At 70.2% G+C, this 25225-nt stretch carries 26 protein-coding genes; 17 read left to right on the top strand and 9 right to left on the bottom strand.

Annotated elements, in window-relative coordinates; all coding sequences use genetic code 11:
- Positions 1–38: 38 nt before the first annotated feature.
- The 3 genes from DEIMA_RS13390 to DEIMA_RS13380 all read left to right on the top strand — a co-directional run bounded on the left by DEIMA_RS13390 (position 39) and on the right by DEIMA_RS13380 (position 2317).
- Positions 39–248 carry a hypothetical protein gene (locus DEIMA_RS13390; protein WP_148234965.1) on the top strand — a complete coding sequence of 70 codons (210 nt, stop codon included), beginning with the start codon at positions 39–41 and terminating at the stop codon, positions 246–248.
- Positions 248–508 carry a hypothetical protein gene (locus DEIMA_RS13385; protein WP_013557803.1) on the top strand — a complete coding sequence of 87 codons (261 nt, stop codon included), beginning with the start codon at positions 248–250 and terminating at the stop codon, positions 506–508. Before DEIMA_RS13390 ends, DEIMA_RS13385 begins: the two co-directional genes overlap by 1 nt.
- Before the next feature lie 189 nt (positions 509–697).
- On the top strand, positions 698–2317 hold the full coding sequence (locus DEIMA_RS13380) for an ABC-F family ATP-binding cassette domain-containing protein (RefSeq protein ID WP_013557802.1): 1620 nt from the start codon (positions 698–700) through the stop codon (positions 2315–2317).
- On the opposite strand, the gene DEIMA_RS13375 is transcribed toward DEIMA_RS13380, so the two are convergent.
- Positions 2314–2862 carry a DUF1572 family protein gene (locus DEIMA_RS13375; RefSeq protein ID WP_013557801.1) on the bottom strand — a complete coding sequence of 183 codons (549 nt, stop codon included), beginning with the start codon at positions 2860–2862 and terminating at the stop codon, positions 2314–2316. The genes DEIMA_RS13380 and DEIMA_RS13375 overlap by 4 nt on opposite strands.
- Before the next feature lie 88 nt (positions 2863–2950).
- Here DEIMA_RS13375 and DEIMA_RS13370 point away from each other — a divergent pair, with 88 nt between their 5' ends.
- Positions 2951–3268 carry a hypothetical protein gene (locus DEIMA_RS13370; RefSeq protein ID WP_013557800.1) on the top strand — a complete coding sequence of 106 codons (318 nt, stop codon included), beginning with the start codon at positions 2951–2953 and terminating at the stop codon, positions 3266–3268.
- 55 nt (positions 3269–3323) lie between these two features.
- On the opposite strand, the gene DEIMA_RS13365 is transcribed toward DEIMA_RS13370, so the two are convergent.
- Positions 3324–3791 carry a nucleoside deaminase gene (locus DEIMA_RS13365; protein WP_013557799.1) on the bottom strand — a complete coding sequence of 156 codons (468 nt, stop codon included), beginning with the start codon at positions 3789–3791 and terminating at the stop codon, positions 3324–3326.
- Between the two features lie 192 nt (positions 3792–3983).
- Between DEIMA_RS13365 and DEIMA_RS13360 the strand changes: the two genes are divergently transcribed.
- On the top strand, positions 3984–4790 hold the full coding sequence (locus DEIMA_RS13360; protein WP_013557798.1) for an NAD-dependent epimerase/dehydratase family protein: 807 nt from the start codon (positions 3984–3986) through the stop codon (positions 4788–4790).
- Positions 4791–5115: 325 nt separating this feature from the next.
- On the opposite strand, the gene lysA is transcribed toward DEIMA_RS13360, so the two are convergent.
- Positions 5116–6348: a diaminopimelate decarboxylase gene (lysA, locus tag DEIMA_RS13355; protein ID WP_013557797.1), complete on the bottom strand. Its 1233-nt coding sequence runs from the start codon at positions 6346–6348 to the stop codon at positions 5116–5118.
- A 961-nt stretch (positions 6349–7309) separates the two neighbouring features.
- Here lysA and mnmA point away from each other — a divergent pair.
- Positions 7310–8470, top strand: coding sequence for a tRNA 2-thiouridine(34) synthase MnmA (gene mnmA, locus DEIMA_RS13350; RefSeq protein ID WP_013557795.1), 1161 nt, complete (start codon positions 7310–7312; stop codon positions 8468–8470).
- A gap of 52 nt (positions 8471–8522) precedes the next feature.
- Here the strand turns inward: mnmA and DEIMA_RS13345 are convergent, their stop codons facing one another.
- From DEIMA_RS13345 to DEIMA_RS13330, 4 genes are all read right to left on the bottom strand, one after another.
- Positions 8523–9197: a 3-oxoacid CoA-transferase subunit B gene (locus DEIMA_RS13345; RefSeq protein WP_013557794.1), complete on the bottom strand. Its 675-nt coding sequence runs from the start codon at positions 9195–9197 to the stop codon at positions 8523–8525.
- Between the two features lie 95 nt (positions 9198–9292).
- A complete protein-coding gene (locus DEIMA_RS13340) occupies positions 9293–9763 on the bottom strand; it encodes a transcription elongation factor GreA (RefSeq protein WP_013557793.1) in 471 nt (156 codons plus the stop codon).
- Positions 9764–9824: 61 nt separating this feature from the next.
- A complete protein-coding gene (locus DEIMA_RS13335) occupies positions 9825–10523 on the bottom strand; it encodes a CoA transferase subunit A (RefSeq protein WP_013557792.1) in 699 nt (232 codons plus the stop codon).
- Positions 10524–10645: 122 nt separating this feature from the next.
- The gene (locus DEIMA_RS13330) at positions 10646–11758 is read right to left on the bottom strand and encodes a serine hydrolase (protein WP_013557791.1); all 1113 of its coding nucleotides are present in this window, start codon (positions 11756–11758) and stop codon (positions 10646–10648) included.
- A gap of 145 nt (positions 11759–11903) precedes the next feature.
- On the opposite strand from DEIMA_RS13330, the gene DEIMA_RS13325 reads away from it, so the two are divergent.
- On the top strand, positions 11904–13520 hold the full coding sequence (locus DEIMA_RS13325) for a CTP synthase (RefSeq protein ID WP_013557790.1): 1617 nt from the start codon (positions 11904–11906) through the stop codon (positions 13518–13520).
- Between the two features lie 204 nt (positions 13521–13724).
- Positions 13725–14774 (top strand): tryptophan--tRNA ligase, encoded by a 1050-nt coding sequence (gene trpS / locus DEIMA_RS13320; RefSeq protein WP_013557789.1) that lies wholly within the window; start codon positions 13725–13727, stop codon positions 14772–14774.
- Here the strand turns inward: trpS and coaE are convergent.
- Positions 14711–15331 (bottom strand): dephospho-CoA kinase, encoded by a 621-nt coding sequence (gene coaE, locus DEIMA_RS13315; protein ID WP_148234964.1) that lies wholly within the window; start codon positions 15329–15331, stop codon positions 14711–14713. The two genes, trpS and coaE, sit on opposite strands and share 64 nt — an antisense overlap.
- A gap of 285 nt (positions 15332–15616) precedes the next feature.
- On the opposite strand from coaE, the gene DEIMA_RS13310 reads away from it, so the two are divergent.
- The 8 genes from DEIMA_RS13310 to DEIMA_RS13275 all read left to right on the top strand — a co-directional run bounded on the left by DEIMA_RS13310 (position 15617) and on the right by DEIMA_RS13275 (position 23596).
- The gene (locus DEIMA_RS13310) at positions 15617–16774 is read left to right on the top strand and encodes a tetratricopeptide repeat protein (RefSeq protein ID WP_013557787.1); all 1158 of its coding nucleotides are present in this window, start codon (positions 15617–15619) and stop codon (positions 16772–16774) included.
- A gap of 216 nt (positions 16775–16990) precedes the next feature.
- Positions 16991–17761 (top strand): 30S ribosomal protein S2, encoded by a 771-nt coding sequence (rpsB, locus tag DEIMA_RS13305; protein ID WP_013557786.1) that lies wholly within the window; start codon positions 16991–16993, stop codon positions 17759–17761.
- Positions 17762–17851: 90 nt separating this feature from the next.
- Positions 17852–18649 (top strand): translation elongation factor Ts, encoded by a 798-nt coding sequence (gene tsf / locus DEIMA_RS13300; RefSeq protein WP_013557785.1) that lies wholly within the window; start codon positions 17852–17854, stop codon positions 18647–18649.
- Positions 18650–18781: 132 nt separating this feature from the next.
- Complete coding sequence (pyrH, locus tag DEIMA_RS13295) at positions 18782–19492, top strand: UMP kinase (RefSeq protein ID WP_013557784.1); 711 nt, start codon at positions 18782–18784, stop codon at positions 19490–19492.
- Positions 19493–19642: 150 nt separating this feature from the next.
- Complete coding sequence (gene frr, locus DEIMA_RS13290; protein ID WP_013557783.1) at positions 19643–20185, top strand: ribosome recycling factor; 543 nt, start codon at positions 19643–19645, stop codon at positions 20183–20185.
- A gap of 82 nt (positions 20186–20267) precedes the next feature.
- Complete coding sequence (locus tag DEIMA_RS13285) at positions 20268–21113, top strand: phosphatidate cytidylyltransferase (RefSeq protein ID WP_013557782.1); 846 nt, start codon at positions 20268–20270, stop codon at positions 21111–21113.
- A 207-nt stretch (positions 21114–21320) separates the two neighbouring features.
- Complete coding sequence (gene dxr, locus DEIMA_RS13280) at positions 21321–22481, top strand: 1-deoxy-D-xylulose-5-phosphate reductoisomerase (protein ID WP_013557781.1); 1161 nt, start codon at positions 21321–21323, stop codon at positions 22479–22481.
- Complete coding sequence (locus DEIMA_RS13275) at positions 22478–23596, top strand: M50 family metallopeptidase (protein WP_013557780.1); 1119 nt, start codon at positions 22478–22480, stop codon at positions 23594–23596. The genes dxr and DEIMA_RS13275 overlap by 4 nt, the downstream gene beginning before the upstream one ends.
- 97 nt (positions 23597–23693) lie before the next feature.
- On the opposite strand, the gene DEIMA_RS13270 is transcribed toward DEIMA_RS13275, so the two are convergent.
- Complete coding sequence (locus DEIMA_RS13270) at positions 23694–24371, bottom strand: phospholipase A2 (protein ID WP_013557779.1); 678 nt, start codon at positions 24369–24371, stop codon at positions 23694–23696.
- Between the two features lie 182 nt (positions 24372–24553).
- On the opposite strand from DEIMA_RS13270, the gene DEIMA_RS13265 reads away from it, so the two are divergent.
- Positions 24554–25216, top strand: a complete 663-nt coding sequence (locus tag DEIMA_RS13265; RefSeq protein WP_013557778.1) for a glycosyltransferase family 2 protein — start codon at positions 24554–24556, stop codon at positions 25214–25216.
- Positions 25217–25225: the final 9 nt, after the last annotated feature.

The raw sequence follows: 25225 nt of genomic DNA, 5'->3' as shown, positions 1-25225 counted from the left end.
AGTGGGGCCCGCTGCGGGCGCCCTTGTGGCGCGCCACCTTGCACCTCCTCCGCGCCCCGCACCCGCTGCTGTGGGCGCCACTCATCCCGGTGGCCCTGATGATCGCGCCGCACCTCGACCCGCTCACGGCGGTCTTCCCACTTGCGCTGCCGCTCGCGGGCCTCGCCGCTCGCCTCGGCCCGCCCCGTCGCTGCTCCCGGTGCCCGCCCGCGCGGGGCGACTCGGACGGGCCCTGCCTGCCGCCCTGATGGGCGCCCTCCTGGCCGGGGTGGGCGGCGCCGCGCTGCTGCCCACGCCGCTCGCGCTGGTGGCCCTCGCCCTGCCGCTCGCGGCGGTGCCCCTGACCCTACGGGCGGCCGACTGGGCGGGCATGGCCGCGCCGGACCTCACCGTGCGCCTCGCGTGCGCCCTGCTCCCCGCCGGCATCGCCATGGCCTGCAGCGCCGCCGGCCTCACGGCGCTCGCCGGGCCGCTCCTGGTGGGTGCCGGGCTGCTCAGCCTCCGCTGACCTCCGCCATCTGGCCGATGACCGCCCGCCGCGTGGGTGGCACCATGGCGACACTGCCCGGAGTGCCGGGAGTTGCCTGTCGCCCCACTCAAGGAGCCCGCCCGACGTGACCGACCTGACCCTCTGACTGCCCCCAGAACCCCCCTTCTGACCGCCGCGCACGCGGCGGGCGCGTCCGAGAGGTCCGTCATGTCCCTGCACCTTGTGGGTGTCGCCGCACGCCACGGCGACCACCCGGTCTTCCAGAACGTCACCTTCACCCTGCCCGCCGGGGAACGCGCCGCATTGATCGGCGAGAACGGCAGCGGCAAGACCACGCTGCTGCGCGTCATCGCGGGCCTGCACGCGCCCGACGCGGGCACCGTGCACGTCACCGGCCGCGCCGCGTACCTCGAACAGGCCGAGCACCTCAGCGGCGCCACCCTGCTGGACGCCGCGCTGCCCGGCGCCATCCGCGACGCGCGCGCCACCTTCGACGCCGCCGCGCAGGCCCTCACCGACCCCACCCCGGACGCCCTCGCGCGCTTCGCCGACGCTGAGGCCGCGTACCAGGCCGCCGGCGGGTACGACGCCGAAACGCGCGCCCGTGCCGTCCTCACGGGCCTGCACCTCGACCCGGACGCGCCCGCGCACGCCCTGTCCGGCGGGCAGACCCGCCGCGCCCTGCTCGCGCGCCTGCTGCTCACGGACGCTGACCTGCTGCTGCTCGACGAACCCACCAACCACCTCGACGCGGCCGCGCAGGCGTGGCTCGCCGCGTACCTGCGCGCCACGCCCGCCGCGTGCCTCATCGCCTCCCACGACCGCGCGTTCCTCGACGAGACGTGCACGCGCACCCTCGAACTGGAACGCGGCACCCTCACCGCGTACCCCGGCCCGTACACCGAAGCGATGCAGGTCAAAGCCACGCTGCGCGCCGCTCAGGCCCGCGACCACGCCGCCGCCCAACGCAAACGCGCCGCGCTCACGCAGGAAGCGTCCCGGCTGCACTCCGCCGGCGAGAGCGCCGGACGGTTCAACCCCGCCCGCGCCGGCAACCAGGCGAAAATCCTCGCCAAGAACAAGGCCGAGAGCGTCAGCAACACCCTCGCCAGCCGCGCGCGCACGCTGGAGCGCCGCCTGGAACGCATGGACGTCGTCGAGAAACCCTACGAGGACCACCGCGAGCTCCGTCTGGACCTGCCGCCCATGCCGCCCGGTCCGAGCGAGGTGGCCACCCTGAGCGGTGTCACGTTCGCGCGCGCCGACCAAATCGTCCTGCACGACCTCACCCTGCACGTCCGCCGCGGCGACCGCCTCGCGCTGGTCGGCCCGAACGGCAGCGGCAAAACCACCCTGCTGCACCTCCTCACGGGCAACCTCACGCCCGACGCGGGCAGCGTCACGCGCGGCGCGGGCCTGCGCGTCGCCACGCTCGGGCAGCACGCCGACGAACTCGAACGGCACGCCACCATCGCCGACGCGCTCCTCGCCGCGAACCCCGCCCTCACCCGCCACCAACTGCACGAGGTCGCCGCGCACCTCGGCCTGCCCGGCCAGCCGGACCGCCCCCTGAGCGCCCTGTCCGGCGGGCAGCGCACCCGCCTGATCCTCGCGCGCCTCAGCGTCACCCGCGCGCACCTGCTGCTGCTCGACGAACCCACCAACCACCTCGACGCGCGCGCCACCGACGCCCTCGAAGCGACCCTGCGCGCCTTTCCCGGCACGGTCGTGCTCGCCACGCACGACCGCCGCCTCATCCAGAACGTCGCCACGCGCGTCCTGCGCCTCCCCGCAGCGCACGAGGAGGCCCCGCAAACCCCGACCTAACGCCCGGGGTGGCGCTCGGCCATCCGCGCGTTGAACGCGGCGCTGCCGCCGCGCGGAATGCTGAGCGTCCGCCAGTCCGCGCCGCGCAGGTGCCGCGCGAGGAACACCAGCTGGTACACGTGCCCGCTGTAATGCGCCACCTGCCGCTGCACCGCCGCGAGCACCGTGTGCGCCTCCCCCCGAATCGTGACCGTACGCGTCAGGTCCTCGGGCGTCAGGCGCTCCAAAGCCGCCAGGAACACCGCCCACCCCGCGTCCCAGCGGGCCAGCAGCGCCGACACGTCCAGGCCCTGATCGTCGAACTCGGCGTCGCGGTCCCGGGCGGCGCTCTCACCGTCTGCGTCCGGGAAGCCCGCCCAGCGGGACTGCATGTTCCCCGCGAGGTGCTGCACGATGACCGCGGCGCTGTTCTCGTCCGGGCCGAGGGCCGCGTGCCACTGTTCCGCGCGGAGCTGCGCGAGTGCCCCCGCGCCCAGGTCCCGCACGGCCTGCATCCGCGTGATCGTTTCCGCCAGGAACACCGCGCCCACGTCCAGTTGCGTCATGCGCCCAGCATAAGCGTGCCGGGACAGCGCTCCCCGCGGGTGGGCACATCTGCGTGGCCGCGTCACGGCCAGCGTGCACAATGGCCGCATGACAGACGCTGATGGTCCCCGCGCGTCGTTTCGCCTGGGCGGATGTCTCACGGCCCTGCTGGGCGTGGCGCTGGTGTGCGGCGCAGGGTACGTGCTCGGCGCCAGCCTGTTCCTGATGGGCTTCAATGACAACGGCGATCCTGACGGCGCGCACCTCGGGCAGACCATCATGACGGCCGGCGTGGTGGGCGGCGTGATCGGGCTGGTGCTCATCGTCGTGGGCCTGGGCCTGAGCGTCCGCTGGACCGTCCCGCCCCTGCCCGCCACGCCGGACGAGCCGGCCAGCGCGAGCGACGACCCGGCTTCTCACGCCTGAACAGCGCGGTCGGGGCGTGACGCCGCGCGGCGTTACGCCCCGACCGCACCCCCGATCAGTACTCGATCTTCTCGGTGCTGTGCGTCCACGCCCTGAAGGCTTCGAGGCTTTCCTCGCGGCCCTCGGGCAGCATGGGCAGCGCGCGCTCCGCTTTGGGTTTGTCGAGCTCCTGATAAATAAACTGGTCGCTGAACCCGATGGCGTCCGCGTCGGCCTGCGTGCATCCGTAGTGCACGCGCTGCAGCCGCGCCCAGTAGATCGCGCCCAGGCACATCGGGCACGGCTCGCAGCTGGTGTAGATCTCGCAGTCGGACAGGTCGAACCGCCCGAGCTTCGCGGCGGCCGCGCGAATCGCGGTGACTTCCGCGTGCGCGGTCGGATCATTCGAGGCCGTGACGTTGTTCGCGCCGCGCGCGATGATTTCACCGTCCTTGACGATGACGGCGCCGAACGGGCCGCCGTGGCCGCTGGTAACGTTCTCGAGGGCGAGGCGCGCGGCCTCCTGCATGTGCGTGCTGGTCATGTGAACTCCAAAAGCCGCCGGCCTGACGTGCGCGAGCCCGCGCGTGGCGGGGCGGCGCATGGTTCAGCGCGAGTCGTTCCATGAGGAACGCGGGCGGCCCCCTGGTTATCCATGCAGAACAGCGGGCACCCACAGGGTAGCAGAACGCCCCCGCCCGTCTGATGAGGGACGCCGCCGTGCGATGATGCGCGCATGAACCGCATCCTGATCACCGGCGCGGCCGGCGAGATCGGGCGCGCGCTGCGCGCCCAGCTGCCCGCGCTGTTTCCCGACACCGAGCGCCCCACCCTGCGCCTCACGGACATCGCGCCACTCGGCGAGGCCGGGGCAGGGGAGGAGGTCATGCAGGCGGACCTGACGGACGCCGCGCAGATGCTGGAGGTGCTGCGGGGCGTGGACGGCGTGGTGCACCTGGGCGGCATCCCGAACGAGCACACGTACGACATGATCCGCCGCGTGAACATGGACGGCACGCAGCACGTGTACGAGGCGGCGCGTCAGGCAGGCGCGCGCCGCGTGGTGTTCGCGTCGAGCATCCACACGGTCGGGTACCACCCGCGCACACCCATCACGCCGGACGTGCCGGTGCGCCCAGACACGTTCTACGGCGTGAGCAAGGTGTTCGGCGAGGCGCTCGGGCGGATGTACGTGGAGAAGCACGGCCTGGAGGTCGTGAACGTCCGCATCTGCTCGTTCCAGGAGCGGCCGCGGGACCGTCGGCACCTCAGCACGTGGCTGAGCCCGCGTGACGCGGCGCAACTGGTGTACCGGGGGCTGACGGCGCCGGGCATCACGTACCTGACGGTGGCGGGCATCAGCGGGAACACGCGCGCGTGGATGACGCCGGACGGGTGGGACGCCCTGGGGTACGTGCCGCAGGACGACGCGGAGGCGTACGCGAGTGAGGTCGAGCCCCTGCACGGGCCGGAGGACGCGATCAGCGAGCGGACGCAGGGAGGCGTGTTCACCGAGCCCGATTACGTGGGCCTGGCGAAGTAACCAGGGCAGACCCGGCGGGTACAGAGGCCTGAACGTGCCGGAAGCATCGCCGGACTCTGTGCTGGTCGAGTTGGCATGGCTGGCGCTCCGAGCGGTGCTGGCCACCGTCACCCTGCTCCCAGCCGCACCACCGGAAGCCCGCACCCGAGGCGCTCGAAGCTGCTGCGCGGGCACCTCGATCTCACGCCCCTGAGCCTCCTCGGTCGAGGCCGCCCCTCTGGGCCGCGTCGCCGCCTTGCGCTAGAGGAGCGGGACACGGCCGTGCCGCCGACAGGTTGGTTGAGCAGCCCGGCCGAGGTACCGGGCGCGCCTCGGCCCTGGACGGTTACACCTCGGTCGCCCAGAGGTCCTGCGGCGTTTCCCGGCGGCGAATGACGCTCCATTCGCCGTCCCAGAGGACCTCCATGGGGCGCGAGCGCGTGAGGTACGTGCTGCTCATGCTCGCGCCGTACGCGCCCGCCTCCCCGACCGCGATGACCGCGCCCACGTGCGGCTCCGGGAGGCGCACATCCCGCGCGAGCAGGTCGCCGCTCTCACACGCCGGGCCAGCCAGGTCGTACGTCTGCACGTCCGCGCCGCTCCACAGCGCCTGCACGGGATGCTGCGCGCCGTACAGCATGGGCCGCAGCAGTTCCGTCATGCCCGCGTCGATGAGTGCGAAGGACCGCCCGGTGCGTTTCAGGCCGACCACGCGCGTGAGCAGCGCGCCCGCGCCCGCCACGAGGTACCGGCCCGGCTCCACCCACACCTGCGCGCCAAACGCCGACGCTGCCTCACGCGCCCGCGCGGCGATGCCGTGCAGGTCCGCGTCGAGGCTCCAGCCGCCGCCCACGTCCAGCACCTCCAGCGGCCCCGTGAGCGGCGCGAGGTCCGCGAGGCGCGCGAACGCCCGCTCGAAATCCGCCGCATCCCGGATGGCACTCCCAATGTGCACGTGCAGGCCGCGCGCGTCATGCCCCGCCGCGCGCAGCGCCGCCAGCACGTCCGCGGCCACGTCGAGGCGCACGCCGAACTTGCTGATGGCCGCGCCCGTCGCGAGGTGGTCGTGCGTGCTCACGTCCAGCGCCGGGTTCACGCGCACCAGCGCCCTGGAGCGCGGCGGGAGGAGCGCCACCTCCTCCTCGCGGTCCACGATGAACGTCGCGCCGAGCGCCGCGCCGAGCGTGTACTCTTCCGCGCTTTTCGCCGGGCCGTTCACGAGAACGTCGTCGCCGCGCGCGCCCACCTCGCGCGCGCGGTGCAGTTCCCCCAGGCTCACACACTCGAACCCGATGCCGCGCGCCTGCAGGCGCCGCAGGACGGTGAGATTCGAGTTGGCTTTCATCGCGTACGAGACGCGCGCGTGCCCGAACGCCGCGCGCACCCGCCCCACGGCCGCGTCGAGTTCAGCAGCGTCGTACACGTAGAGGGGCGTTCCAAAACGCTCGGCGGCGTCGAGCAGCAGGTCGGAGGCGATCACCGCCCTATCGTACGGCGGGCGTGAGGCTCCGCGCGATGCGCACTCTATGAACGTCCTCCGGTACACGATGCGGTCCCCCGGCAGGAACCCGGACAGCATGAAGACGCGTCGCTGCGCACGGACGTGACGTGCAACCCGCCGGTCTCCTCGAACTGTCAGCGAGGTTCGCGTTGACGGTGAGGCGGTCCAGCACGAACGGTGCGTACGCCGCGAACGCGCGCACTTCCACCTCCCCGTCCGGCGTGCGCCAGCGGCGACCATCGCCGTTGTCCGGCTCCGGTGCCGCGCGGACAAGGTGCGTGGGGACGTCCACCCGGAGCCCAAAGTCGGGCGTTCAGGACGGCCCCTCACGGGGACGCCGCGAGTGCCGGCGACGGCAGGGCCAGCGGAAGCGAGAAGCGCACACTTCAGGCTCCGCGTGCGCGCGAACCGTCAGGGTCGGATGGGCGTGCCCTCCCCGATGGGGCGCCCCTCGTCCCCTGCACCAGGAGCCCGACCCGCCCGTGCAGGCGTACACCGGCAGGCCGTACGTGCAGTTCGGGCCTGCCGTCGAAGTGCGCGCACGCCACCAGCTCCAGCCTGGTGAGGTCGCTGGCCCCGGGAGTGTCGCTGTATGCGCCCAGGAACGCCGTGCCGATGGTTGGCGTGCTCAACACCGAACCGGCGCTCACGCCGACGAACACCCCGCTGACGTCCGCCCATGCGCGCGCAGGGCGTGTCAGCCCATGTTCCCGCCGGCGAAGTGAATGGCGTCGCACGCGAGGTGTCCCGCCCACGCAGCGCGCGTGGTCCCTCCGCTTCGCGCGGCGCCACGCGCGGTCCGGGTCGCCGCTGCTCAGCACGAACCCCGCCCGAGCAGCGCGACCAGCTCGCGGTCCACGCAGGCGTCGCCGGACGCTTCCTGGGCGCTGTACGGCACCAGCGTTCGTCGGCGCATGACGCCCGTTAACGTGGCGGCCCGCGCACCCCGCTGGATCCGCCACGTGACGCAGGAGGGAACACCGCTCGTGACCCGCCCCACCCTTGACGCGCCCCGCGGCTGCTACTCTCGGCAGTTGCGATGACCGACATGAGCGGAGGAACCGGAAAACGAGTGTTGTGCGCCATGTCTGGCGGCGTGGACTCCAGCGTGAGCGCCCAGCTGCTCAAAGACCAGGGCTATGACGTGATTGGCGCCATGATGCGCTTCTGGCCCGACAACAAACGCACGGACACCTTCGATTCCTGCTGCTCGCCCGACGCCGCGTACGAGGCGCGCCGCGTGGCGGACCAGGTGGGCGTGCCGTTCTATCTGCTGGATTACCGTGACGAGTTCAAGCGCAACATCATGGACCCGTTCCTTGAGGATTATGCGCGGGGCCGCACGCCGAACCCCTGCGTGAACTGCAACACCAAGGTGAAGTTCGACGCGCTCGTCAAGAAGGCCCGCATGCTCGGCTGCGAGTACGTCGCGACCGGCCATTATGTGCGCCGCGAGGACGTGCCCACCGCGGACGGCGGCGTGGAGGTGCAGTTCCACCGCGGCGACGACCCCCGCAAGGACCAGACGTACTTCCTGTGGGGCACGCCCCGCGACGCGCTGAAGTACATCCTGTTCCCGGTCGGGCAGATGGAGAAGCCCCGCGTGCGCGAGATCGCCGAGGAGCACGGCCTGCTCACGGCGCAGAAGCCGGAAAGTCAGAACATCTGCTTCGTGCCGGGCGCCGTGAAGGACTTCGTGGCGGAGTTCGTGCCGCAGCGCACCGGGTACATCGTGGACATCCACACGGGCGACGTGGTCGGCGAGCACCTGGGCACGCAGTTCTACACGCTCGGGCAGAAGAAGGGCCTGGGGCTGTACAAGACGCACGAGGTGCGCTTCGTGGTGCACCTCGACCCGGACACGAACATCGTGTGGGTCGGCGATCAGGTGGACTGCCAGTGGACGGGCGTACGGGCGCGCGGCGCGAACTACCTGCTGGACGTCGCGGACTTGCCGCAGGAAGTGGACGTGCAGGTCCGCTACCGCACGAAGCCCGTGCGCGCGCGGGTGCTGCGCGCTGACGAGGACGGGTTCGAGCTGGCGTTCGCGGAGGCGCAGTTCGCGGTGACGCCCGGGCAGAGCGCCGTGCTGTACGACGGCACGCGCCTGCTCGGCGGCGGCCTGATCGAGGATCACGTGCGGGACCTGCCCGCCGTGCGCCTGCCAAAGCGTCGGCCCGTCGCGGTGGCGGCGCCGTAACACCAAGAAAGGAGGCCCAGGCGAATGCCTGGGCCTCCTTTCTTGGTCTGCCTCAGTCGGGGCGGACGGTGAACGGCGCGCCCGTGCGGGCCTGCACCTGCTCCAGGGTCGCGCCCGGCTGGAGTTCCACCAGCACGAGCGCGCCCGCTTCCACGCGGAACACGGCGAGTTCCGTGACGATGCGTTCCACCACGCCGAACGCCGTGGCGGGCAGCGTCAGCGCGGGCACGATTTTCGGCGTGCCGTCCCGTTCGGTGTGCGTCATCGTGACGATCACGCGCCGCGCGCCCGCGCACAGGTCCATTGCGCCGCCCACGCCCAGCACGGCCTTGCCGGGTACCGCCCAGTTGGCGATGTCGCCGCTGGCGCTCACCTGCAGCGCGCCGATGACGCAGGCGTCCACGTGCCCGCCGCGGATCATGCCGAAGCTCGCGCTGCTGTCGAAGAACGCGCACCCATCACGCATGCTCACGGGCTGCTTCCCGGCGTTCACGAGGTCCGGGTCGACCTCGTCCGGGGTGGGCGTCTCGCCGAAGCCGAGCACGCCGTTCTCGCTGTGCAGGAACACGTTCAGGCCGTTCAGGTAGCGGGGCACGAGCGCGGGAATGCCGATCCCGAGGTTCACGATGTCATGCTCGCGCAATTCCCGCGCGGCGCGTGCCGCGATGACGTCGCGCGTGCCCATGGTGGGCGCCGTGGTGCTGGCCTGTGCCGTTGCCTGAGTCATGTTCCTGCCTCCTGAGGTGAGTGGGTCGCGCGCGTTCAGTTGGTGGCGCGCGGACGACCCGCTGCGCTCGGGGTGAGGTTCACCTCACCCGGGCGTCAGTCGTACTTGACGCTGATGACCGTGAACTTCTGCTGCCCTTTGGGCAGGTTCACGACGACCATGTCGCCGGTGCCGTGTCCGGCGAGGGCCTGGCCGAGCGGGCTGTGGTCGCTGATTTTGCCTTTGAGGGCGTCCGCTTCGTACGTGCCGACGATCTCGATGTCGCGCTCGTTGCCTTTGGCGTCTTTCACGCGGACCTTCGCGCCGAGGCCGATGCCGGTTTGGCTGCCTTCCTCGACGATCTGCGCGCGGGACAGCTGGTCTTCGAGTTCGAGGATGCGCGCCTCGTTCTCGGACTGCTGCATGCGCGCCTCGTCGTACGCGGCGCTTTCGCGGATGTCGCCGTCCGCGAGGGCGCTGCCCATGTACTCGCTGATCTGTTCGCGGCGGGTGGTCTGAAGGTATTCGAGGGTTTCGCGGAGCTTGTCGTAGCCCTTGCGGGTCATGGTGATTTTTTCTCGGGTCATAAGCGAAACACCAGTATACCGCCGGGGCCACCGTCGCCGGGAGGCACCCCCGCCAGAAGACCTACTTGAGCATCTCCTGCACGCTCTTCACGTCCGTGATGAGCGTGCGCGCGCGCGTGAGGCGTGACACGAACACGTGCGGGGTGTGCACCGCTTCCGGGTCAAGGGCGCCCACGGGGACGACGTCGTCCACTTCCGCTACGGTGACGCGCGCGGCGCTCGCCATGGCGGGGTTAAAGTTCTGCTGCGTGCGCGCGTAGTGCAGGTTCCCGTACGCGTCGGCGGTGCGGGCGCGCACGAGCGCGAAGTCCGCCGTGAGCGGCGCTTCGAGGACGTGCAGTCGCCCGCCGATCTCGCGCTGCTCCTTGCCTTCGGCGAGCAGGGTGCCCGCGCCGACCGGCGTGAAGAATCCGCCCAGGCCCGCGCCGCCCGCGCGGATCGCTTCCGCGAGGGTGCCCTGCGGGAGCAGCGTGACGCTCAGTTCGCCGCGCTCCACGGCCGCGACGACTTCCGGGTTGCTGGTGAAGTAGCTGCCGATGGCGCGGCGGATGCGCCCCAGGCCGAGCAGGCGCGACAGGCCCTTCCCGCCGGGTTCGCCGAGGTTGTTGCTGATAATGGTGAGGTCGCTCGCGCCGTGTTCGCACAGCGCGTCGATGAGCGTGAGGGGCGCGCCGACCAGCCCGAACCCGCCGACCATGATGGTCATGCCGTCCTGAAGGCCGTCCAGCGCGGCGAGCGCGGACTCGAACTCCTTGTTCACGGTCCTCACTAGAGCACGCGCTGCCCGCGCGCGGGAAGGCCGAAGCGCACAGCGCGGGCGGCGTGGAAGCGGGAGCCTGCCAATCGCGCAGGCCCCCATACTTGGCAATTGCTACCTGCGCTTCATTTGGCGCGCACGAGGTCCGCGAGGACCCCGTCGATCCACTGCACCACCGGGCGGATCTGCGCCTCGATCTCCGCGTCCTCGCTGGCGTCACTGTCCGTGTTCGCGTACAGGTACGCCACGCGCCCGCCGTCCGGCAGTTCCACGTACCCGCTGAGCGTCAGCAGGCGCCACCCGCTGCCCGCTTTCGCGCCCCAGTACGTGAACTTCAGGGTGGGCGCTTTCGGGCGGCAGCAGCCCTGCGCCATCACGTTCCGGAACGTCCGGTTCGTCGTGACCTTCAGGTCGTTGCGCGTGAACGCGACCTTCAGCGCGTCCGTGAAGCTGCGCGGCGTGGCGTTGTTGAACAGCAGCGTGTCCACCTGCGGGTCGTACCGGTCGCTCTTGAAGTACGCGTCCACCTCGCGGCGCAGCGCGTCCGGGTCGACATTCAGGGCCGCGGTGGTGAGCGCGCGCGAGCGTTCCAGGCGCGCGTCGCGCGGGAGGGCGTACTGCGCTTCCGCGCTGGCGCGCAACTCCGTGCGGGTCAGCGCCGGGAACAGCTGCGGCAGCTGCCCGGCCTGCGCGGCCCAGTACGCCTTGTTCGGCGTTTCCACGCGCACGCACGGGCCGCCCGCGCGCACGGCGAGGTCCGCGACGGCCCGCACGCCCGTCGCGCGGTGCAGGATGTCCGCGGCGGTGTTCTCGCTGTTCACGATGGAGCGTTCCAGCAGCGTCCCGAGCGCGTTCGTGCCGCGCGAGTACCCTTCGATGCTGCGGTTCGCCGGCGTGCTCGTGACCCGGGTGCTGAGGTTCAGGCGGCCGGCGTCCACGTCCCGCAGGACGCTCCACGCCACCAGCGTCTTGTACGCGCTGGCGAGCGGCACCACGCGGTCCGCGTCGAGGCCCACGGCCGCGACGGGCGCGAGCGTCCTGGCGTCGAAGCGTTCTGCGTAGAACGCCACGCGGCCCGTCACGAGGTCCGGCAGGGGCTGCGTGGGCTCGGGCACGTCCGGGCCGGTCCCGCACGTCAGGGTCGTCAGGGTGATTTCGGGCGTCTGCGCCGCGAGCGGCAGGGGCGCGCTCGCCAGCGCCGGCAGCAGCAGCGTCGAGAGGAAAAAGGGGAGGGGCATCACCCGGTTGTACCGCGAACCCACCGGCCGGAAGGCCGCGTTTCGTTGCGGAGCGCTGATCCATGTATACTGGAATCCCGGAGGCCGAGCGCTTCCGATTTTTCGTTTTTTGCTCCCGGCCAGTGGGGGCGGCGCTCGGAAACGCATGAAATACATCTTCGTGACCGGCGGCGTCGTCAGCAGCCTCGGCAAGGGCGTGGCAACCGCGAGCCTCGGAGCGCTGCTGCGCGCCCGCGGCCTGAAAGTCACCGCCGTCAAAATCGACCCGTACATCAACATCGACGCGGGCACCATGCGCCCGTACGAGCACGGCGAGGTGTTCGTGACCGCGTCCGGCGCGGAAACCGACCTCGACCTCGGCAACTACGAACGCTTCCTCGACCTCGATGTGCCCGAAGGCAGCAACATCACCACCGGACAGGTGTACCAGGAAGTCATCCGCCGCGAGCGCGCCGGCGATTACCTGTCGCAGACCGTGCAGGTCATCCCGCACGTCACCGACGAGATCAAGCGCCGCATCCGCGTGGCCGGGGAACGCGCCGGCGCGGAAGTCGTGATCGTGGAGGTCGGCGGCACCGTCGGCGACATGGAAAGCCTGCCGTTCCTGGAGGCCATCCGCCAGTTCCGCTTCGACGAGGGCGACGAGAACACCCTGTACCTGCACCTCACGCTCGTGCCGTACCTCGGCACCAGCAACGAGTTCAAGACGAAGCCCACGCAGCACTCCGTGGCGGCCCTGCGCTCGTACGGCATCAGCCCGGACATCGTGATGGTCCGCAGCAAGGAGAAACTCCCGCAGGACATCACCCGCAAGATCGCGCTGTTCACCAGCGTCCGCGGCGAGCGCGTGTTCAGCAGCTTCGACGTGCCGCACATCTACGAGGTGCCGCTCGCGCTCGAGGAGCAGGGGCTCGGCAAGGCCGTGGAGGACCTACTGCGCCTGGAGCGCACGCACCCGAACCTGGGCGTGTGGCAGAACGCCGTGAACGTCATCAAGAAGCCCGAGCGGGAAGTGACCATCGCCATCGCCGGGAAGTACACGGCCATGCCGGACGCGTACCTGAGCCTGCTCGAAAGCCTCACGCACGCGGGCGTCGCGAACGGCGCGCGCGTGAACGTGAAGTGGGTGAACGCCGAGGAAATCGAGGGCGACATCGAAGGGCAGTTCGAGGGCGCGCACGGCATCCTCGTGCCCGGCGGCTTCGGCATCCGCGGGATCGAAGGCAAGGTGTGCGCGGCGCAGTACGCGCGCGAGCGCGGCGTGCCGTACCTCGGCATCTGCCTCGGCATGCAGATCGCCGTGATCGAGTACGCCCGCCACAAAGCGGGCCTGACCGGCGCGAACAGCGCCGAGTTCGACCCGTACGCGCCGCACAAGGTCATTGACCTGATGCCGGAGCAGCTGGAGGTCGCGGGCATGGGCGGCACCATGCGCCTCGGCGACTGGCCCATGGAACTCCGCGCGGACACGCGCATCGCGGAGCTGTACGGCGTGCCGCAGGGCGGCGTCGTCATGGAACGCCACCGTCACCGCTACGAGGTGAACCCCGCGTACGTGGAGGCGCTGCAGGACGCTGGCCTGACCATCAGCGGCGTAACGCCCGGCATGGCGGGGCGCGGCGCGGGCCTGGTGGAAAGCATCGAGCTGCCCGGCCACCCGTTCTTTGTGGCGCTGCAGGCACACCCGGAATTCAAGAGCCGCCCCATGCGCGCCAGCCCGCCGTTCGCAGGGTTCATCGCGGCGGCCCTCAAGAACACCTGACGCCCCTCGGGGGTGAGGCGCGGCCCTGCACCCCCGCCTGCGCAGATGGCGGACGGCGCGCCGCGCGTGATCTGGTACGCTCCTCGTATGCAACGCGTGACGGCGATGTGGTGGCCCGGCTGAGTCCGGGAACCTTCGCCTGTCCTGGCGCGCCCGGAATGTCTTCCGGGCGCGCCTGTTTTTGCCTGTCCTGAGGAGGACCGTATGCGCCAACGCATCCTGACCGGAGACCGTCCCACCGCCCCGCTGCACATCGGCCACTACGTCGGCTCGCTGCAAAGCCGCGTGCGCCTGCAGCGCGAGTACGACACCTTCATCCTGATTGCGGACGTGCAGGCCCTCACGGACACCTTCGAGCATCCCGAACGGGTCCGCGCGAACGTCCTGCAAGTCGCCCTCGACTACCTCGCGGTGGGCCTGGACCCGCAGGCGTGCACGTTCGTGGTGCAGTCGATGGTGCCGGAAATCGCGGAGCTCACGGTGCTGTACCTGAACCTCGTGACGGTGTCGCACCTGCGGCAGAACCCGACCGTCAAACACGAGATCGCGCAGAAGGGCTTTGGTGAGAACGTCCCGGCGGGCTTTTTCGTGTACCCGGTGTCGCAGGCGGCGGACATCACGGCGTTCGGCGCGCACCTCGTCCCCGTCGGCGATGATCAGTTGCCCATGATCGAGCAGACGAACGAGATCGTGCGGCGCTTCAACCGCCTGTACGCCCCGGTGCTCACCGAGACGAAGGCGCTGGTGGGGGAGACGGCCCGTCTGCCTGGCACGGACGGCCGCGCGAAGATGAGCAAGAGCCTCGGCAACGCCATCTTCCTGTCGGACAGCGTGGACGAGGTGGCCCGCAAGGTGCGCGGCATGTACACCGACCCGAACCACCTGCGCGCCGACGACGCTGGCACGGTGGAGGGCAACCCGGTGTTCGCGTACCTCGATGCGTTCGACCCGGACCGCGCGGGCGTGGACGCGTTGAAGGCGCACTACCGCCGTGGCGGCTTGGGTGACGTGAAGGTGAAGCGGCGTCTGCTGGAGGTGCTGGACGGGACGCTCGCTCCGATTCGCGCGCGCCGCGCGGAGTACGCCCGGGACCTGGGGTACGTACGCGGCGTCGTGCAGGCGGGTACGCAGCGGGGCCGCGCCGTGGCGGCCTGCACCATGGGCGCGGTGCGCGCGGCCATGCAGCTCGACTACTTTGCGGAGGACGGTGGCGTGGTCGGGACGCCCAGCGCCGTGAGCGCGGCGTCCAGCTGACGTTCGAGGTGTGCGAGGTCGCCGTCGTTCTCGAGCGTGATGGTGGCGCGGCGGCGCTTCTCGGCGCCGGGCATCTGCGCGGCGTCGCGGGCGAGGACCTGTTCGGCGCGCAGGCCGTCGCGGGCGGTCACGCGCGCCACGCGCACGTCGAGTGGGGCGTCCACGAGGAGGGTGGCGTCCATGCTGGCGTCCAGGCCACCCTCGAACAGCAGGGGGACGTCCTGCACGACCCACGCGGCGCCTGCCTGGGCAGCTTGCGCTTCCTGCGCGGCGAGGTGCGCGCGGACGCGTGGGTGGATGATGCCGTTCAGGGTGGCGCGTGCGTCCGGGTCGCGGAACACGAGTTCGGCGAGGGCGGGGCGGTGCAGCCCGCCCGGCTGGACGTACTGCGGGCCGAGCTGCGCGGCCACCTCGGCGAGGGTGGCGGGGTGGCTGCTGACGGCGTGCGCGGCGGCGTCGGCGTCGAGGACGGGCAGGCCGCGGGCGCGCAGCAGGTGCGCGACGGTGCTCTTGCCGCTGCCGATGCTGCCGGTCAGGCCCAGTCGTCGGGGCGTCATGGGGGCAGTGTAGCTGCTGTGCCAGAAGAACGTGCGCTGCCTCATGCTGGACTCATACATGAAGAGTGGCGTCAGGTCACTCTCATCATTTCTGTGGACTGATGAGGTTTTTTGGCGCCTGACAAACCACAGAAAATGAGGACAGACCATGAGAAAGTCAGTTTTCTCACGTTGACTTCACCGTGGCACCGCCTGCCAGCCGCTATGATGCGCAGGATGACCCGGAGCAACGCTGCCCGCCACGACCGTGGCGCCCGCCGCCTTGCCCCTCACGGAGGTTTCCGAGTGAAGCGAACGATCATGCTGGGCCTGCTCGCCACGTTGAGCCTGAGCCAGGCCCAGGCGCAACAGACCCCGGCCGCAGCCCCCGCCCCGGCCGCCACGCCCAGCACCACCCCACCCCGCACCGGCGTGGCCACCAGCAGCTACATCGCCCTCGGACGCTACTACTACGGCCAGCAGAACTACGACGCCGCGTACATCGCGTTCCGCGCCGCCGTCGAAGCTGAGGGCACCAACCCCGACGCCCTGCTCGGCCTCGGCCGCACGCAGGTTAAACTGCGCCTCTACGGCCCCGGCATCGACACGCTCCGCCGCCTCACCACCACCGACAAGAGCAACGTCAGCGGCTACATCGCCCTCAGCGACGCTTACGTCGAACAGTACGTCGGCAGCACCGACCGCACCATCGTCAAGACCAACCTCGACCAGGCCCTGCAGGTCCTCAGCAACGCCGAAACCGTCGCGCAGGCCAGCACCGACAAGGACCTGAACCTCGCCAAGGTCTGGAACCAGCGCGCGTACGTGTACCGCCTGCGCGGCGAACCGAGCCGCGCCATCGAGGCCGCCAACAAGGCCCTCGGGTACGACCCCGAAAACGCCACCATCCTCTTCAACCTCGGCGGGCTGTACTTCGACAGTGGCAACCTCACCGCCGCCATCGACAGCCTGCAGCGCGCCGTCATCGCCAACCCCAGCGACGCGTACAGCCGCGCGTACTACGCCAAGCTCCTCGCGCTGAGCGGCAACGCCACCGCCGCGAAGGCCGAAGCGGCGCAGGCCGCGCGCCTGTCCCCGAACAGCGCGTACGCCGTCGGGCAGTACGGCGTCGTGTCGTACCTCGCCAAGGACGGCGCCACCGCCCGCGCGCAGCTGAACGCCGCCATCAAACTCGACCCGCTGCGCTACCCGGAGTTCTACTACTACCTCGGGCGCCTGAGCCTCGACAGCAACCAGCTCGCCGAGGCCCGCGCGAACTTCACCAAGGCCACCGCGCTCGGCAGCACCAACGCCGAGTACTTCGCGTACCTCGGTCAGGCGTTCGAGCGCAGCGCCGGCGGCCTCCCCGCCGACCGCCTCAAAGCCCGCGACGCCTACACCCGCGCGCTGCAGCTGCAGCCCGGCTACAAACTCGCGCAGGACGGCCTGAACCGCACCAAGTAAATCCTGCAGGCGCGCGGCCCCCTCACGCACCGTGAGGGGGCCGCGCCCTGTAGCGTGGCCGCCGCCGTTGAGTGCGCTGCCCAGGCATGCTAGAGTCTTCGTTTGGGTGCCCCCCGTGTCTCCCTCTGCCGTGCTCGAGCGTCGCGGCGGCCACAGAGACGACGTGTCGCTGGCGCGGGGACGGCCATCTCAATGCTTAACGCTCGGAGGATCACCATGTACATCGGCATGAAACAACTGCTCGAAGCGGGCGTGCACTTCGGCCACGAAACCAAGCGCTGGAACCCCAAATTCAAGCGCTTCATCTTCGCGGAACGCAACGGCATCTTCATCATCGACCTGCAGAAGACCCTGAAGCAGATCGACCGCAGCTTCGACTACATCAAGGACCTCAGCGAGCGCGGCGGCACCATCCTGTTCGTCGGCACCAAGAAGCAGGCCCAGGAAATCGTCGAACTCGAAGCGCGCCGCAGCGGCATGCCCTACGTCACGAGCCGCTGGCTCGGCGGGATGCTCACCAACTTCCGCACCATGCGCACCCGCATCGACCGCCTCAACGAACTCGACGACATGTTCGAGAGCGGCCGCATCAACGACCGCCCCAAAGCCGAACGCATCCAGCTCGGCAACGAGCGCGAGCGCCTGCTCCGCTATGTCGGTGGCATCCGCAAGATGACCCGCATGCCCGACGCGATCTTCGTCGTCGACCCCACCAAGGAAGTCATCGCGGTGCAGGAAGCCAACAAGCTCGGCATTCCCGTCATCGCGCTCGCCGACACCGACAGTGACCCGGACGTCATCGACTACATCGTCCCCGGCAACGACGACGCGATCCGCAGCATCCAGCTGATCACGCACCGCATCGGCGACCTGATCGTCGAAGCGCGCGGCGGCGCCGAAGACGTCAGCAGCGAACTCAGCACCGAAGAAACCGCTGACGCGGACGGCAGCACCGAAGCTGACGCCGCCGAAACCGCCCAGGCCTAAGCTTTCCCGGACGCCCTGATCGGTGCGGGCGCAGGCCGACACCGGTCAGGGCGTTTCACGAACCCCACCCCAGCACAGGAGGACACAAACATGATGGAGTCAATCAAGAAGCTGCGCGAACTCACCGGCGCCGGCATGATGGACGTCAAGAAAGCCCTCGCGGACGCCGGCAACGACGAAGACAAAGCCGTCGCGCTGCTCCGTGAACGCGGCATCGTGAAGGCCGCCAAAAAGGCCGACCGCGAAGCCAAGGAAGGCGTCGTGAAGTTCGTCGTGGACGGCAACAAAGCCGCCATCGTCGAAGTGAACAGCGAAACCGACTTCGTGGCCCGCAACAGCGACTTCCAGGCGCTCGTCGAGAAGCTCGCGCAGGCCGCCCTCCAGGCCGGCACCGACGACCTCGAAGCGTTCAAGAACGTGCAGCTTGACAGCGGCAGCACCGTCGCCGAGGAAGTCGCCGCCGCTGCCGGCCGCATCGGCGAGAACCTCGTCCTGAACCGCGTCGCCTTCATCGAAGGCAGCAACGTCGCCGGGTACGTCCACAGCAACGGCAAGATCGGCGTGCTCGTCAGCCTCGAAGGCGGCACCGAAGCGCAGGCCAAGGACGTCGCCCTGCACGTCGCTGCCGAGCGCCCCCAGTACCTCACCCGCGAGGAAGTCAACGCCGAGGACATCGAGAAAGAGCGCGAAATCCTCACCAACAAGGCGATCAACGAAGGCAAGAACGCCGACCTCGCCGCGAAAATCGTGAACGGCCAGATCGGCAAGTTCTACGAAGAAAAGGTCCTGCCCGAGCAGAAGTTCGTGAAGGACAACAGCGTCACCGTGGGCAAGATGCTCGGCGACGCCAGCGTCAAACGCTACGTGCGCTTCGAGATCGGCGCCTGAACCCACCCGGAAGCGGCCCAGCGCCGCTTCTTTTTTGGCGGCCACGGCCCCGAACAGGACGCCCCGGAGGCCACCCAGGCCACGGGGCGCCCTGCTGACCACCCACCCCGACGCGCACCCCCAGGAGGGAACATGTACCAACGCGTGCTACTGAAACTGTCCGGCGAGTTCCTCGCAGGCGAAGGCGGCACCGGCATCGCGCCCGAAGCCACCGAAAACCTCGCCCGTGAAATCAAAGCGGCGCGCGAAGCGAGCGGCGTGGAACTCTCCATCGTGATCGGCGCCGGCAACCTCTGGCGCGGCACCCGCAACGGCGCCAGCATGGACGCCACCACCGCCGACTACATGGGCATGCTCGCCACCGTCATGAACGCCATGGCCCTGCAAGACGCCCTGGAACGCCAGGGCTGCCCCACGCGCGTCATGACCGCCATTCAGATGAGTCAGGTGGCCGAACCGTACATCCGCCGCCGCGCCGTCCGGCACCTCGAAAAAGGCCGCATCGTCATCTTCGGCGGGGGCACCGGCAACCCCTTCTTCACGACCGACACGACCGCCACCCTCCGCGCCCTCGAAATCGGCGCGCAGGTCGTGCTGATGGCCAAGAGCCACGTGGACGGCGTGTACGACAGTGACCCCCGCAAGAACCCCGACGCGACGCGCTTCGACACGCTCACGCACCGCGACGTCGTGGACCGCGGCCTGGAAGTCATGGACATGACGGCCATCACGCTGTGCATGGACAAGCACCTGCCGCTCGTGGTGTTCGACATCTTCGAGCCCAGCAACCTCCAGCGCCTGCTCGCCGGCGAACGCGTCGGCACGCTCATCACCAGCGCCTGAACGTCGCCGTGAAGTTCGCGTGAACGCGCGAAGACCGCGTGTGCGCGCGGCCCGTCCAGTAGAATCACCGCATGTGAAGTGAGCCGCGCACCCGGCGTCCCCGCGGACGCCGCCGCGATCCCGGCCCACTCAGCCCCGAAGGAGAAGAGCATGAAAGAAATCTTCGCTGACACGCGCGCGCGCATGACCAAAGCCATCGAAGCGCTGGAAAACAGCATGAGCGTCCTGCGCACCGGCCGCGCCAACCCCGGGATCCTCAAGAAAATCCAGGTGGAGTACTACGGCAGCACCATGCCCATCGACCAGGTCGCCAGCATCACCGCGCCCGACGCGCGCACCCTCGTGATTCAGCCCTGGGACCGCGGCGCCATCAACCCCATCGAGAAGGCCATCCGCGACAGCGACCTCGGCCTGAACCCCAACAACAAGGGGGACAGCATCTTCATCAGCATTCCCGCGCTCACCGAGGAGCGCCGCAAGGACCTGATCAAGAACGCCAAAGGCTACGCCGAGGAAGGCCGCGTCGCGATCCGCAACGTCCGCAAGAGCGCCCTCGACGAAATCAAGAAGGTCGAAGGCGTCGGCGACGACGAAATCAAACGCGGCGAAGCGGAAATCCAGAAGATCACCGACGAATACATCAAGAAGGTCGATGACGTGCTGGACCGCAAGGAGCAGGACATCCTCGGGTGAGCGCCACGCGCGACACCCACCCCGAACGCGCAGGCCGCCCCGGGAGGCGGCCTGCGCCCTTCCACGCCGCCCGGAGTGCCGCGTGGAAACCCTGAGCACCCGCGTCCTCACGTCCCTGATCGGCGTGAGCATCGTCGCGGCGGTCGTGTGGATCGGCTGGCGCGCCATGCTGCTCGCCCTGATCCTGCTGAGCCTGCTGGGCCTGCGCGAGTACATCCGCATGCTCGACCGCAACGACCTCGACGTGCGCCGCAAAAGCCTGTACTTCTTCGGCGTGCTGATGGTCCTCGCCGCGTACCCCGCCGCGGAAATCCCCGCGTGGCTCGGGCACCACAGCGGCACGCTGCGCGAGGCGGTCCTCGCGTTCGGCGTCGGGTACTTCCTGGTGCTGGAGGTCATCCGCCCGGGCGAGCGCCCGCTGGAGCGCATCGTGTACACGCTGTTCGGGCTGCTGTACATCCCGTTCCTGCTGGGGTACTTCCTGCTGCTGCGCTACAACGACGGCGACGCCACCCTCGGGCTCCTGTACTTCGCGCTGCCGCTGCTCGCCACGTTCGCCACGGACATCGGCGCGTACTTCATCGGGTACTTCTTCGGCCGGCGCAAGCTCGCGCCGGAAGTCAGCCCCGCCAAGACCGTCGAGGGCGCCATCGGCGGCCTGATCGTGAGCTTCGTGGTGGTGTTCACGTTCACGCGCCTGTTCGAGATTCGCGGCATGAGCATGCTCCCGGACGCGCTGCTGTACAGCCTCATGGTGTCCAGCGCCGCGCAGCTCGGCGACCTCAGCGAAAGCCTGCTGAAACGCGCCCTGAACGCCAAAGACAGCGGCACCAGCCTGCCCGGCCACGGCGGCCTGCTCGACCGCCTCGACAGCCTGCTGTTCGCCGTGCCCATCACGTACCTCTTCCTGCACTACGGCCCCTTCTGAGCGCACGCGAGGAAGGCGCCGCAGCGGGCAGACGTGCCGCGAGGGCCACCTCACCCGGGAGGTGCCCGCACGCGCCCGGCGGAGCGCCCGCCTGATGGTTCCTGCTTGTGCCGGCAGCGCCTCTGAGTCTATCGCGCGCGGCCCGCACCTGACCACCTGTCACGTTTGTCCTAGACCGTGCGCGCTGCATGCGGCAGAGTGAGCGCAATGCGAATCTCCATTCTGGGCAGCACCGGGTCCATCGGCACGCAGGCGCTCGACGTGGCGCGCGAGCGCGGCTGGACGGTCACGGCCCTCGCCGCCGGACGGAACCTCGACCTGCTCGAACAGCAGGTCCGCGAATTCAGCCCGGGCGTCGTCAGCGTCGCCCCGGAGGCCCTGGGTGCAGCGCGTGCCCGCCTGGGTGGCGTGCGCGTCATCAGCGACAACCGCGAGATCGCCACCGCCGACGCGGACGTCCTCGTGGGCGCCATGAGTGGCCTGCACGGCCTGGAGCCCACCCGCGCCGCGCTGCAGGCGGGCCGCGCCGTCGCGCTCGCCACCAAGGAGGCCATGGTCGTCGCCGGACACCTGATCTGGGACGCCGCGGGTGAGGGCGGGGGCCGCATCGTGCCTGTGGACAGCGAACACACCGGCGTGTACCAGGCGCTCACCGGCGAACACCTCGACGACGTCGCCGAGGTGATCCTCACTGCGAGCGGCGGACCGTTCCGCGAAGGCCCCGAGGACCTCAGCCGCGTGACGCCCGAGCAGGCCCTCCGACACCCGAACTGGAGCATGGGCCGCAAGGTCACCCTCGACAGCGCCACCCTGATGAACAAAGGCCTGGAAGTCATGGAGTGCGCCGGCCTGTACGGCCTGCCGCTCAGCCGCGTGGGCGTGCTCGTGCACCCACAGAGCGTCGTGCACGCCCTCGTGCGGTACCGCGACGGGAACCTCAAGGCGCAGCTGGGCCCGACCGACATGCGCCTCGCCATCGCGTACGCCATGGACGCCGCGCCCACCGGCATGACCCGCCCGGGTGACGTGAGCGGCGCGCGGCGCGGCGCGGAAGTGCACGGGCACCTCGGCTACCACCTCACCGGGAACCTCAGCTTCAGCGACCCGGACCTGGCGCGCTTCCCGTGCCTCGCGCTCGCGTACCGCGCGGGCAATGTGGGCGGCCTCGCCCCGTGCGCCCTGAACGCCGCCGACGAGATCGCCGTGGACGCCTTCCTGGACGGCCACATCGGCTTCCTGGACATTCCGCGCGTCATTGAGCGCGTCCTCGACGAGACGCCGGGCGGGCCGCTCAGCTGGGACGCCATTCCCGACGCGGACGCCTGGGCGCGCGCGCGCGCGCGCGAACTGTGCCGGGTGCCTGCATGAACCTGCAGGAACTCGTCGGGGCGCTCAGCGGCGCGGGGCTGCTGTGGGCCGCGCTGATCATCGGCGCCGTGATGATCCTGCATGAGTTCGCGCACTACTGGGCGGCGCGCGCGCAGGGCGTGCAGGTCACGGCGTTCAGCATCGGCTGGGGGCCGGTGCTGCTCCGCCGCACGTGGCGCGGCACCGACTGGCGCGTCAGCCTGCTGCCCATCGGCGCGTACGTCCAGATTGACGGCATGGCCCCCGACCCCGGCGAGGACGAGCCGCCGCAGCGCGGGTACACCCTGCTGCCCGCGTGGGGCAAGATCGCCATCCTGCTCGCCGGGCCACTCGCGAACCTGCTGCTCGCGCTGCTGCTGCTCACCGCCGTGAATACCGGTCAGGGCCTCACGGACGTCCGCACGGACCGCGCCGTCGTTGGGCAGGTCATTGCCGGGTCCGCCGCCGAGCGGGCCGGCGTGCGCACCGGCGACGTGATCGTGCGTCTGGACGGGCAGCCGCTGCCCAACTCGTACCGCGTGGACAACGAGGACCGCCCCGGGTACCTGAAGGTCCGCGACACGCTGTCCAGCGACGGCCGGCACACCCTGACCGTGCGGCGCGGCGCGGCCGAACGCACCATCGCCTTCCAGTGGGTGGCGTTCCGGGACGGCGCGCGTCAGACGTTCGGCATCCGCTACGGCCCGCAGCAGACGACGCGCGCCGTGACCCTCCCGCAGGCCTTCACGGAAGCGGGCCGCACGGTCATCAGCGCCGTCCCGGCGGTGCTGGACGCGTTCGCGCGGCTGTTCCGCAGCTTCTTCACCCTGGACCTCGCCACGGACGGCGGCGTGGTCGGCCCGGTGGGAACGGTGCAGGTCGTCGGCGAGGCGGCGCGCCTCGGCCCGTGGGTGTTGGTCGGCATCGCCGCCGCCATCAACCTCAGTGTCGGTTTCTTCAACCTGCTGCCGATTCCCGGTCTGGACGGCGGCCGCATCCTGCTGATCCTGGTGGGCGTGCTGCGCGGCCGGCCGCTCAGCGCGCGGCAGGAAGGCGGCATCACCCTGGCCGGGTTCGCGTTCGTGATGCTCCTGACCGTGTTCGTGGTGCTCCGCGACCTCACCCGCTTCTTCTGAAACCCTACATAGGACGGAGGGGACCCTGAGCGGCCCCCTTCGTCCTATTGGTGTTGCGGGCGGGCGGGTGCACCGCCGAACCGCCCGCCCGCGACCCTCAGAAGCTGCCGCTCCCGCCGATCCGCACCGCCTGGTAGTACGCGTACGCCGCGCTGTAGCACGCTGGGCGCGCGTACCAGGACTTCGCGGCGCAGATGCCCTCCATGTTCGTGTGGAACGCCTCGTCGGTCGCCTTGCGGTTGGCGTCGGTCCGCTCGTACACCTTGAGGTTCCGGTACCCGAAATCGTGCACGTTGCACGCCGGGCGGAAGTCCTCGCGGTACCCGAGGCCCAGGCCGTCCGGCGCGCTGCACCCGTCGCGGCTCCAGTCCAGGCCGGGAATGGAGGCGTTCGTCGATGCCTGGTTCGCGTACTCGCGGTTGTAGTTCGCGACGCTGCCCCACGCGACGCTCTTGATGAACGCGAGGCGCGTGCTGGCGAGGTCCTGCGGGTGCAGCAGATCCGGGCGAGCCACGGACGGCGCGGCATTCACTCCCGGCGCACCGGTGTACGCCCGCTCCACGGACGCCACGAACGCCGGGTCCTGCCCGTACGCGCGGATGATCGCCTGCGAGTCGGCGTCCTGCAGTTCGGGACGGTCAGCGAGCCACTGCGCGCGCTCGCCCAGCGTCGCCGCGGTGGGCGGCTGCGCCGCAGCGGGCGCGCTGGTCATGGGCTGGCCGCAGGCGGCCAGCAGCGAAACGGTGAGCAGACCCAACACTGGGATTCCACGCATAATTCCCCCCTAGGAATGGACGTCGTTTTGAACTGTCGGTGCAGTTCACCTTATAAATTCAGCAGTGAAACGTCAATGGCGCATCAGGTTAGACCACGTGGCCGCCCCGCAGCCCCACCCCCGGAAGTTCAGCAGTGCCCGCCACTGAAGTGCCCGGCGCCTGCGTTACACTGAACGCAAGCATGAGGTCCCCAGCGAGCGTCGCCGTCGTGATCCCCGCCTACAACGAGGAGCAGACCGTCCCCTCGGTCATCCACGCCGCCCGCACCCTCACGGACGAGGTCGTCGTCGTCAGCGACGGCAGCACCGACGGCACCGCCCGCGCCGCCCTGAGCGCCGGCGCCCGCGTCGTCGACCTGCCCGAGAACGCCGGCAAAGGCCCCGCCCTGTACGCCGGACTGCACGCCACCGACGCGCAGTACGTCATCCTGCTCGACGCGGACCTCGTGGGCCTCACGCGCGCGCACCTCGACACGCTGCTGGAACCCGTCGTGCGCGGCGACCTCGACATGGCCGTCGGCGTCTTCGAAGGCGGCGGGTTCGCCACCGACTTCGGGAACCGCATGACCCCGCACCTCAGCGGGCAGCGCGCGTGCCGCCGCGACTGGCTGCTGCAGGTTCCGGGCCTCGCCTCGGAACGCTGGCCGGAGCCCGCCATCACGCACGCCCTCAAGCAGAGCGGCGTCCGCTGGGACTACGTGGAGCTCTCGAACCTGCGGCAGGTCATGAAAGAGGAAAAGCGCGGCTTCTGGCGCGGCGTAAAGTACCGCACCAAGATGTACCTCGACATTCTCGGGTACCGCCGCCGCCGCAAACGCGGCAAGGCCGTCCCCGACCAGCCCTGAACGCCCGCG

This window comes from Deinococcus maricopensis DSM 21211 (genome assembly GCF_000186385.1).
GTDB classification, from domain to species: Bacteria; Deinococcota; Deinococci; order Deinococcales; family Deinococcaceae; genus Deinococcus_B; species Deinococcus_B maricopensis.
Note: the sequence above shows the minus strand (reverse complement) of the source record. Positions and strands in the feature narration are given on the sequence as shown.

Bases quoted from the DNA above. Each gene is read 5' to 3' on its own strand.
- mnmA (WP_013557795.1), top strand. From the start codon at position 7,310: ATGACCGACATGAGCGGAGGAACCGGAAAACGAGTGTTGTGCGCCATG.
- rpsB (WP_013557786.1), top strand. From the start codon at position 16,991: ATGTACATCGGCATGAAACAACTGCTCGAAGCGGGCGTGCACTTCGGC.
- DEIMA_RS13380 (WP_013557802.1), top strand. From the start codon at position 698: ATGTCCCTGCACCTTGTGGGTGTCGCCGCACGCCACGGCGACCACCCG.
- frr (WP_013557783.1), top strand. From the start codon at position 19,643: ATGAAAGAAATCTTCGCTGACACGCGCGCGCGCATGACCAAAGCCATC.
- pyrH (WP_013557784.1), top strand. From the start codon at position 18,782: ATGTACCAACGCGTGCTACTGAAACTGTCCGGCGAGTTCCTCGCAGGC.
- DEIMA_RS13340 (WP_013557793.1), bottom strand. From the start codon at position 9,763: ATGACCCGAGAAAAAATCACCATGACCCGCAAGGGCTACGACAAGCTC.
- trpS (WP_013557789.1), top strand. From the start codon at position 13,725: ATGCGCCAACGCATCCTGACCGGAGACCGTCCCACCGCCCCGCTGCAC.
- DEIMA_RS13270 (WP_013557779.1), bottom strand. From the start codon at position 24,371: ATGCGTGGAATCCCAGTGTTGGGTCTGCTCACCGTTTCGCTGCTGGCC.
- DEIMA_RS13375 (WP_013557801.1), bottom strand. From the start codon at position 2,862: ATGACGCAACTGGACGTGGGCGCGGTGTTCCTGGCGGAAACGATCACG.
- coaE (WP_148234964.1), bottom strand. From the start codon at position 15,331: ATGACGCCCCGACGACTGGGCCTGACCGGCAGCATCGGCAGCGGCAAG.
- dxr (WP_013557781.1), top strand. From the start codon at position 21,321: ATGCGAATCTCCATTCTGGGCAGCACCGGGTCCATCGGCACGCAGGCG.
- DEIMA_RS13365 (WP_013557799.1), bottom strand. From the start codon at position 3,791: ATGACCAGCACGCACATGCAGGAGGCCGCGCGCCTCGCCCTCGAGAAC.
- DEIMA_RS13360 (WP_013557798.1), top strand. From the start codon at position 3,984: ATGAACCGCATCCTGATCACCGGCGCGGCCGGCGAGATCGGGCGCGCG.
- DEIMA_RS13265 (WP_013557778.1), top strand. From the start codon at position 24,554: ATGAGGTCCCCAGCGAGCGTCGCCGTCGTGATCCCCGCCTACAACGAG.
- DEIMA_RS13370 (WP_013557800.1), top strand. From the start codon at position 2,951: ATGACAGACGCTGATGGTCCCCGCGCGTCGTTTCGCCTGGGCGGATGT.
- lysA (WP_013557797.1), bottom strand. From the start codon at position 6,348: ATGCTGTCCGGGTTCCTGCCGGGGGACCGCATCGTGTACCGGAGGACG.
- DEIMA_RS13330 (WP_013557791.1), bottom strand. From the start codon at position 11,758: ATGCCCCTCCCCTTTTTCCTCTCGACGCTGCTGCTGCCGGCGCTGGCG.
- DEIMA_RS13345 (WP_013557794.1), bottom strand. From the start codon at position 9,197: ATGACTCAGGCAACGGCACAGGCCAGCACCACGGCGCCCACCATGGGC.
- DEIMA_RS13325 (WP_013557790.1), top strand. From the start codon at position 11,904: ATGAAATACATCTTCGTGACCGGCGGCGTCGTCAGCAGCCTCGGCAAG.
- tsf (WP_013557785.1), top strand. From the start codon at position 17,852: ATGATGGAGTCAATCAAGAAGCTGCGCGAACTCACCGGCGCCGGCATG.
- DEIMA_RS13385 (WP_013557803.1), top strand. From the start codon at position 248: ATGGGCGCCCTCCTGGCCGGGGTGGGCGGCGCCGCGCTGCTGCCCACG.
- DEIMA_RS13275 (WP_013557780.1), top strand. From the start codon at position 22,478: ATGAACCTGCAGGAACTCGTCGGGGCGCTCAGCGGCGCGGGGCTGCTG.